This window comes from Streptomyces sp. NPDC059900 (assembly GCF_050270335.1).
Classification (GTDB): Bacteria; Actinomycetota; Actinomycetes; order Streptomycetales; family Streptomycetaceae; genus Streptomyces.
This window is the reverse complement of record NZ_JBNNJZ010001021.1, coordinates 1-1,675: the sequence shown is the minus strand read 5'-3', so window position 1 is coordinate 1,675 and position 1,675 is coordinate 1. Positions and strand designations below refer to the sequence as shown.

1 protein-coding gene is annotated in these 1,675 nt (G+C 71.5%); it reads left to right on the top strand.

The window, feature by feature from the left end:
- A partial coding sequence (locus ACQKIP_RS46820) for a diguanylate cyclase domain-containing protein (RefSeq protein ID WP_427745801.1) occupies positions 1-1,675 on the top strand: 1,675 nt, incomplete at both ends.

Below are 1,675 nucleotides of genomic sequence, written 5' to 3'. Positions count from 1 at the left end.
CCCCCGGACTGGTCAGCGGCCACAATCCCGCCGTACGCCTGCTCGTCCTGGGCACGCTCACCCTCCTCGCCTTCGACATCGCGTACGGGATTTTGCAGCTCAACGGAGTGTGGCAGGCCGGCACGCTCCTGGACACCGGCTGGATCGTCTTCTACACGGCATGGGGCCTGGCCGCCCTGCACCCCTCGATGGTGCGGCTGACCGCCCGCACCCCCCAGCGCCAGAGCCTGCTGCCCCCGCCGCGCAGGCTCGTGCTGCTCGCCGCGGCCACCCTCATCGCGCCGGGAATCCTCCTTGCCGAGGGACTCCTGGACAGCGCCCACGACGCGGCCGTGATCGCGGCCTTCTCCGGCACGTTGTTCCTTCTGGTGATCCTGCGGCTCGCAGGCATGGTCGTGGTGCACCGCAAGGCCGTGGACCGTGAGCTGGCGCTGCGCGATGCGGCCTCCTCGCTGGTATCCGCGATCACTGCCCGGGAGGTCACCGAGACCTGCGAGAGGACAGTCGCCGCGCTGTCCGGGCCGGGAACCCGGACCCTGCTCCTGGAAGCCGGCGACACACCACCGGTTCCCTACGCCGCCCTCGACCTGCGCCGCACGCGTATGGTGCAGGCCGCCGCCCTCGGCCCGGAGATCGCAGCCCGCGTCGGGACCGCGCAGAGCGCGCTGGTGTGCCCGATGATCCAGCGCGACCGTCCGGCCGGAGGCGATCCGCCGGGTGTACTGATCGCGGCAGGATCCGACAAGCAGCTCAGCGAGATCTGGGGCTCGCTGGAGATCCTCGCCTCGCACGCGGGCCTGGCCAAGGAACGGATCACCCTCCGGCAGGAGATCATCCGGCGGGAGAGCGAGGCGTACTTCCGCACCCTGGTGCGCAACGCCTCCGACGTCATCCTCATCGTCGACGACAACACCGTCCGCTACGCGAGCCCGTCCGCGCAGGCCGTCTTCGGCGACACGCCACTGATCGGCGCGGAGCTGCCGGCGCTGGTGGATCCCCGCGACAGGGACCGCGCGTCGCGTGTGCTCGCGGCCATGCGCAGCGGCGCACAGCAGGAGCCCCACGACTACTGGTGGCTGCCGCGGGACGGCGGGCGCATCGAGGTGGAGGTGCGCTGCAGCGACCTGCGCCAGGACCCCACCGTCCGCGGCCTCGTCGTCACCCTGCGGGACGTGACCGAACAGCGTCAGCTGCAACACGAGCTCACCCAGCGGGCCTTCCACGACGCGCTGACCGGCCTGCCCAACCGGACCCTGCTCCTGGAGCGCATCGAGCGCGCCCTGCTGCGCGGCCACCGCGAATCGACACTGACCTGCGTGCTCTTCATCGACCTCGACGACTTCAAGGTCGTCAACGACACGCTGGGACACGCGGTCGGCGACCGGCTCCTGGCGGCCGTCGGCAGCCGCCTCTCGCGCACGCTGCGCCGCAGCGACACCGCGGCCCGCCTGGGCGGTGACGAATTCGCCGTCCTGATGGAAGACGCCAAAGAGCCCGTCGACGCCGAGATCCTCGCCGCACAAGTGGTGCAGGCGCTCAGCAGACCCTTCCAGCTGTCCGGCGACTGCGTGAGCGTCTCCGCGAGCGTGGGCGTGGCCACCGCCGTCGACAGCACCGGCCCCGACGAACTCCTGACCCACGCCGACCTGGCGCTGTACGCCGCCAAGGCAGCGGG